Source organism: Brevundimonas sp. (assembly GCF_013823285.1).
In the GTDB taxonomy this organism is placed as follows: domain Bacteria; phylum Pseudomonadota; class Alphaproteobacteria; order Caulobacterales; family Caulobacteraceae; genus Brevundimonas.
On the sequence record NZ_PNLV01000124.1, the window covers coordinates 1 to 6,281 of the forward strand.

Annotated in this window: 6 protein-coding genes; 3 read left to right on the forward strand and 3 right to left on the reverse strand. The window is 71.4% G+C overall.

Annotation, left to right across the window (positions count from 1 at the left end):
* Nucleotides 1-13: 13 nt before the first annotated feature.
* Genes pgl through glk form a run of 3 tightly spaced genes read left to right on the forward strand, consistent with a single transcriptional unit; the run spans nucleotide 14 to nucleotide 3,598 of the window.
* Nucleotides 14-715: a 6-phosphogluconolactonase gene (pgl, locus tag C0461_RS12820; RefSeq protein WP_292107566.1), complete on the forward strand. Its 702-nt coding sequence runs from the start codon at nucleotides 14-16 to the stop codon at nucleotides 713-715.
* Nucleotides 716-719: 4 nt separating this feature from the next.
* Nucleotides 720-2,609, forward strand: coding sequence for a phosphogluconate dehydratase (edd, locus tag C0461_RS12825; protein WP_292107556.1), 1,890 nt, complete (start codon nucleotides 720-722; stop codon nucleotides 2,607-2,609).
* A complete protein-coding gene (gene glk / locus C0461_RS12830; protein WP_292107557.1) occupies nucleotides 2,609-3,598 on the forward strand; it encodes a glucokinase in 990 nt (329 codons plus the stop codon). Before edd ends, glk begins: the two co-directional genes overlap by 1 nt.
* Here the strand turns inward: glk and C0461_RS12835 are convergent.
* The 3 genes from C0461_RS12835 to C0461_RS12845 all read right to left on the reverse strand — a co-directional run.
* Nucleotides 3,595-4,599: an adenosine kinase gene (locus tag C0461_RS12835; RefSeq protein WP_292107558.1), complete on the reverse strand. Its 1,005-nt coding sequence runs from the start codon at nucleotides 4,597-4,599 to the stop codon at nucleotides 3,595-3,597. The genes glk and C0461_RS12835 overlap by 4 nt on opposite strands.
* A 40-nt stretch (nucleotides 4,600-4,639) precedes the next feature.
* Nucleotides 4,640-4,978, reverse strand: coding sequence for a thioredoxin (gene trxA, locus C0461_RS12840; protein ID WP_021698130.1), 339 nt, complete (start codon nucleotides 4,976-4,978; stop codon nucleotides 4,640-4,642).
* Between the two features lie 77 nt (nucleotides 4,979-5,055).
* A partial coding sequence (locus C0461_RS12845; RefSeq protein WP_292107564.1) for a 3'-5' exonuclease occupies nucleotides 5,056-6,281 on the reverse strand: 1,226 nt, incomplete at its 5' end.

The window sequence follows — 6,281 nt, forward strand, 5'->3', positions numbered from 1 at the left end:
GGGAGAAGGCCGTATGATCGTCGCCATCGAAGCTTTTTCCTCCGCCGACGACTGGTCGGAAGCCTGCGCCGAACGTCTGGCGCATGCGCTGGGCGAAGGTCTGTCGGCAAACAACAAGGCCCTGTTCGCCGGGGCGGGCGGGTCGACGCCCTCCCCGATCTATCGCCGCCTCGCCCAGGCCGATCTGGACTGGTCGAGGGTCGCCGTCACCCTGGTGGATGAGCGCCACGTGCCGGAAAGCTCGCCGGACTCCAACGCCCGGCTGATGCGCGAGACCTTGCTGGCCGGCAAGGCCGCCGCCGCGCGCTTCATCCCCCTGCACCACGCCGCCGTCACCGTGGACCGCGCCGCCGCCCTGGCCGCCCGCGCGCTGCAGGGCGAGGGACCGCTGGACGCCGTGCTGCTGGGCATGGGCGAGGATGGGCACATCTGCTCCATGTTCCCGGGCAGCCCGACGCTCAAGACCCTGCTGACCACGGCGCTGGAGCCTGCGGTTTTCGGCGTGCCGCCCGGGCGCGACGGCATGGCCCCGCCGCAGGAGCGGATCAGCCTGAACATCCCGTATCTGGCCCGCGCCCGCCGCGTGGTGCTGGCCCTGACCGGCGCGAAGAAGCGCGCGGTGTTCGAGGCAGAGGCGGCGGGCGATCCCGCCGTCCAGCCCATCGCCGCGCTGATCGCGAGCGGCGCCCCTCTCGAGGTCCTCTGGACAGAGTAAGCCGATGCCCCTCAATCCCGTCACCGCCGCCGTCACCGAGCGGATCATCGACCGCAGCCGCGAGACCCGCGCCGACTATCTGCGCCGCATGGACTGGGCGGCCGGAAACACCCCGGGCCGGGCCAAGCTGTCCTGCGCCAACTGGGCCCACGCCTTCGCCGGCGCCCCGGTCAAGGACAAGCTGAACGCCATGTCGGGCAGCCAGCCCAATGTGGGCGTCGTCACCGCCTACAACGACATGCTGTCGGCCCACCAGCCGTTCGAACGCTTCCCCGATATCGTGCGGGAGGCCGCGCGCGCGGCCAACGCCACGGCGCAGGTGGCGGGCGGGGTCCCGGCCATGTGCGACGGCGTCACCCAGGGACGCCCCGGCATGGAGCTGTCGCTGTTCAGCCGCGACGTCATCGCCATGTCCACCGGCGTGGCCCTGACCCACGACGCCTTCGACGCTGCCCTGTGTCTGGGGGTCTGCGACAAGATCGTGCCGGGCCTGTTCATGGGCGCCCTGGCGTTCGGCCACCTGCCCGTGGTCTTCGCCCCCGCCGGGCCCATGCCGTCGGGCATCCCCAACGCCGAAAAGGCCCGCGTCCGGGCGCTGTACGCCCAGGGCAAGGTGGAGCGCCAGACCCTGCTGGAAAGCGAGATCGGCAGTTACCATTCGCCGGGCACCTGCACCTTCTACGGCACCGCCAATTCCAACCAGATGATGATGGAGCTGATGGGCCTGCACCTGCCGTCCACCGCCTTCGTGCACCCGGAGACGGGCCTGCGCGACGCCCTGACGGCGGCGGCGGCCACCCGGGCGGTGGAGCTGGCGCGCGAGGGCCGGAGCCGCATGGCCGACGTCATCGACGAGAAGGCCATCGTCAACGGCATCGTCGCCCTGCTGGCCACCGGCGGCTCCACCAACCACGCCATCCATCTGGTGGCCATGGCGCGCGCGGCGGGGGTGCTGATCAACTGGACCGACATGGACGAGCTGTCGTCGGTCACGCCCCTGCTGGCGCGGGTCTATCCCAACGGCTCGGCCGACGTGAACGCGTTCCAGGCGGCGGGCGGGGTGGCCTTCGTCACCCGCGAGCTGGCCCGGGCCGGATACCTGCACAGCGATGTGACCACCATCATGGGCCGGGGCATCGAGGCCTATTTTCAGGAGCCCATGCTGGAGGACGGCGTGCTGGTCTGGAAGGACGGGGTGACCGAGACGCTGGACCCGGAAATCCTGCGCCCCGCGTCGGACCCGTTCCAGAAGGACGGCGGCCTGCGGCTGGTCAAGGGCGCGCTGGGCCGGGCGGTGATCAAGGTCTCGGCGGTCAAGCCGGAGAACCGGGTGGTGGAGGCCCCCGCCGCCGTCTTCGACAGTCAGGAAGACGTGCTGGAGGCGTTCAAGGCCGGACAGCTGGACCGCGACGTGATCGTGGTGCTGCGCTTTCAGGGACCCAAGGCCAACGGCATGCCGGAGCTGCACAGCCTGTCCCCGGCCCTGTCGGTGATTCAGGATCGTGGGTTCAAGGTAGCGCTGGTCACCGACGGCCGCATGTCCGGCGCCTCAGGCAAGACCCCCGCTGCCATCCACCTGAGCCCCGAGGCGCTGGACGGCGGCGCCCTGGCCAGGGTGCGCGACGGGGACGTGATCCGGCTGGACGCCGAGAGCGGGGTCCTGACGGTGGTCGGGGCTGACGGCTTCGAGGATCGTCCGATGGCCCCGCGCCCGCAGGCCTATGCCGACGGCTCGGCCTGGGGCTATGGCCGCGAGCTGTTCGCCGCCTTCCGCCATGTGGTGGGCGCGGCGGAGGACGGCGCCTCGGTCTGTTTCGACTTCGCCACCAGCGGACCGGCCCGCAACGACACCCCGCCCGACCCCAATCTGGTTGACCGCGCGGTGGACGCCTGATGATCCCGTCCGATCCGGCCCGCACCGATGACCGCACCCTGCTGGTGGGCGACGTGGGCGGCACCAACGCCCGCTTCGCCATCGCCCGCTGGGTCGATGGGCGCCCGGTGCTGGAGCATCATGAGAGCTTTCTCGGCGCCGACTACCCGACCTTTCTGGAGGGCGTGCGGGCCTTCATCGACGGCTGCGAGGTCAAGCCCACGGGCGGGATCATCGCTGTGGCCGGGCCCGTCACCGACGGCGCCATCGACCTGACCAACTCGCCCTGGCAGGTGTCGGAGGCCGAGCTGGCGACCCTGGGTCTGAATCCCATCCGCCTGATCAATGATTTCGAGGCCCTCGCCTGGGGCGCGCCCATCGTGCCGGGCGACTGTCTGGAAAGCCTGGGCGGGCCGGCTCAAGGGGATCCGCACTCAGCCATCGCGGTGCTGGGCCCCGGCACGGGCTTCGGCGTCGCCGGGCTGGCCCGCGACACCCACGGCAATGAAATGGCCCTGCCCTCCGAGGGCGGCCACGCCTGTTTCGCCCCGGGCGACGCCGTCGAGGACGAAATCCTGCGCATCCTGCGCCGCCGCTATGACCGGGTGTCGATCGAGCGGCTGATCTGCGGGCCGGGTCTGCTGAACATGCACCGGGCCCTGGCCGAGATCGACGGGCGCGAGAGCCACATCGACGACCCGGCCGAGATCACCCGCTCGGCGCTGGAAGATCCGAACAGCGCCTGCGGCGCCACACTGGCCCGCTTCTGCGCCATTCTGGGCGCGGCGGCGGGGGACATCGCCCTGACCATGGGCTCGCGCGGCGGGGTCTATATCGCCGGCGGCATCGCCCCGCGCATCCTGCCCTTCCTGAAGGCCAGCCCCTTCCGCCAGCGTTTCGAGCGCAAGGGCCGGTTCCAGGACTATATGGCGGATATTCCGACGTGGGTGATCACCCACAAGCACGCCGCCCTGCTGGGCGCCGCCCGGGTGGCGTTCGCCGAGCGCTAGAGCTTCACGCCCCGGTTCTTCGCCAGTTCGGCCAGGCTGGTCATGGGACGCGGGCCCCAGTGGGCGATGACTTCGGCGGCGGCCAGCGACCCCAGCTTGCCGCAGTCCTCCAGCGGCAGGCCGCGCGCCAGACCCAGCAGGAAGCCCGCCGCGTACTGGTCGCCGGCGCCGGTGGTGTCCACCACCCTGTCCACGGGGAAGGCGGCGACGGCCACCCGCTGATCGCCCTTCAAAACCACCGAGCCCTTGGCCCCGCGCGTCACGGCGGCGACCTCGACCATGCCGGCAAGCTGGTCGCAGGCCGCGTCGAAGTCTTCGGTCTCGTACAGCGCGCCCAGCTCGGCCTCGTTGGCCAGCACGATGTCGGTGGATTGCTCGATGAATTCCAGCAGTTCGGTCCGCCAGCGCGCGACCACAAAGGTGTCGGACAGGGTGATGGCCACCTTGCGCCCGGCGCGGTGGGCGACGTCGGCGGCGCGTTCGAAGGCGGCGCGCGCGGGCGCCGGGTCGAACAGATAGCCTTCCAGATAGACGATGGCGCTCTCGCCGATCATCTCCGGGTCGATGTCGTCTGCGGTCAGCTGGTTGGCCGCGCCCAGGAAGGTGCACATGGTGCGCTGGCCATCGTCGGTGACGTTGATCAGGCAGCGGCCCGTGGACGGCCCCTCGCTGAGACGCGGGGTGTCGAAGGCCACCCCCGCGGCGCGGATGTCGTGGGCGAAGACGTCGCCCAGGGTGTCCTCGGACACCTTGCCGATATAGGCCGCGCGCCCGCCGTAGGAGCCGACGCCCGCCACTGTGTTGCCCGCCGAACCGCCCGACGCCTCCACGCCCGCGGCCATGTCGTCATACAGGACGGCGCTCTGGGTCTCGTCCACCAGCTGCATGGAGCCGGGCTGGAGCCCGCGCGCGGACAGGAATTCGGGGCTGCAGGGGGCGAGCACGTCCACAATGGCGTTGCCCACGGCGCAGACGTCGTATCGGATGGGGGGAAGGGTCATGCCCGCTCCTTAGCGGGGCGGGCCGACCGTTTCCAGCCGCTTATTCCGCCGGCTTCGCGGCTCCGGCCTCGACAAGCCATTCCATGATCTTCTGCTTGGGCATGGCGCCCACCTTCATGGAGGCCATGTGGCCGTCCTTGAACAGCATCAGGGTCGGAATGCCCTTCACGCCCAGCTTGGACGGGGTCATGGGGCTGTCCTCGATGTTGATCTTGGCCACGGTCAGCTGCTCGGCGTAGTCGTCGGCGATCTGCTCCAGGGCGGGGCCGATCTGCTTGCACGGACCGCACCATTCCGCCCAGAAATCGACCAGCACGGGCTTGGAGGCTTTCAGGACGTCGGCTTCGAAGCTGTCGTCGGTGACCTTGAGGGTGGGCATGAACAATCTCCTGAGCGGCCGGTCAGTTTAAGGCGATTCCGGCGCGGGTCACGATGTGGGGTCGCCGAAGCCCCGGGTCAACCACGGGCCTCGCCCAGCGCCGCCCGCATCAGGCTTTCCGGGACCGGCGTCAGGCGCGGCCCGTCGGTCCACACCAGCGCCGCCTCCACGGTCCGGTCAGGATACAGCCGCCGCAGCACCGCCCAGTAGACCGCCAGCTGGCGCACATAGGCCGGGTCGGCCTCCTCGATGCGGTCCGGCGCCGGGCGGTTGGTCTTGAAGTCGATCACCAGCACCCGGTCGGGGGTCACCACCAGCCGGTCCAGCCGCGCCGACACCACCACGCCCGGGGGCAGCTCCGGCGCAGAGCCCGACAGCGCCACCTCCGCCCGCGAGGCCGGGCCGAACACCTCGGAAAAGCGTGCGTCGTCCAGCACCCCCAGCGCCGCCGCCGCCATCTCGGCCTTCTGGGCCGCGTCCAGATCCGGCTCGCGCGCCAGCAGCGTCACGGCCGCCGCACTCCGGCGCTCGGGCGCCAGATCCGGGAGCCGCTCCAGCAGCCGGTGGATCAGCTCCCCGCGCCGCCAGCGGCCCAGCCCGCCGCCGACCCGCGACAGGGGCGACGGCGCCGGCGTGCGCGCCGCATCCTCCATCCGTCCCGGAGCCATGCGGCGTTCCGGCGCCTCGGTACGCGGCGCCGTGGTCAGCCAGGCGGGCGGCGGGGCGGCGGCCACAGCCGGCGCCGCTGTGCGCGCCATCGTCACCGGATCGGCCCCGTACCGCCGGGCCTCGCCCGTGGCCGTCTCCACCTCGCGCACCCCCTCCAGCCGCTCGAACGCAGCAAGGATCGGCGCCCACCACGCCTTCAGGTTCTCCAGCTTGCGGTTGGAGGCGTAGCGCCCCGTCACGATGAGCCGGTCCCGCGCCCGGGTCAGACCCACATAGAGCAGCCGCAGGGACTCCTCCTCGCCCCGCCGCTTGCGCGCGTCCCGCGCCATTTGCGACGCCGCGCAGTCCTCTCCGGAAGACCCGCACCACAGGAAGGCGCCCGTGTCGGTCTCCAGCAGGGCGTCGCCCCGGGGCTCCTCGAAGATCACGTCGGGCAGGATCACCACCGGCGCCTCCAGCCCCTTGGACGAGTGCGCCGTCATCACCCGCACCTCGCCGCGCGGCTCGTCCATCTCGCGCTTGATGGTCTGGTCCAGAGAGGCCAACAGGTGGCAGAACCGCTCCAGATCCGCCGGGCCCCGCCCCTCCGCCGCGCGGGCCTGATCGAGGAAGGCGTCCATGGCGTCCGTCGCCT

Bases quoted from the DNA above. Each gene is read 5' to 3' on its own strand.
- C0461_RS12835 (WP_292107558.1), bottom strand. From the start codon at position 4,599: ATGACCCTTCCCCCCATCCGATACGACGTCTGCGCCGTGGGCAACGCC.
- pgl (WP_292107566.1), top strand. From the start codon at position 14: ATGATCGTCGCCATCGAAGCTTTTTCCTCCGCCGACGACTGGTCGGAA.
- edd (WP_292107556.1), top strand. From the start codon at position 720: ATGCCCCTCAATCCCGTCACCGCCGCCGTCACCGAGCGGATCATCGAC.
- trxA (WP_021698130.1), bottom strand. From the start codon at position 4,978: ATGCCCACCCTCAAGGTCACCGACGACAGCTTCGAAGCCGACGTCCTG.
- glk (WP_292107557.1), top strand. From the start codon at position 2,609: ATGATCCCGTCCGATCCGGCCCGCACCGATGACCGCACCCTGCTGGTG.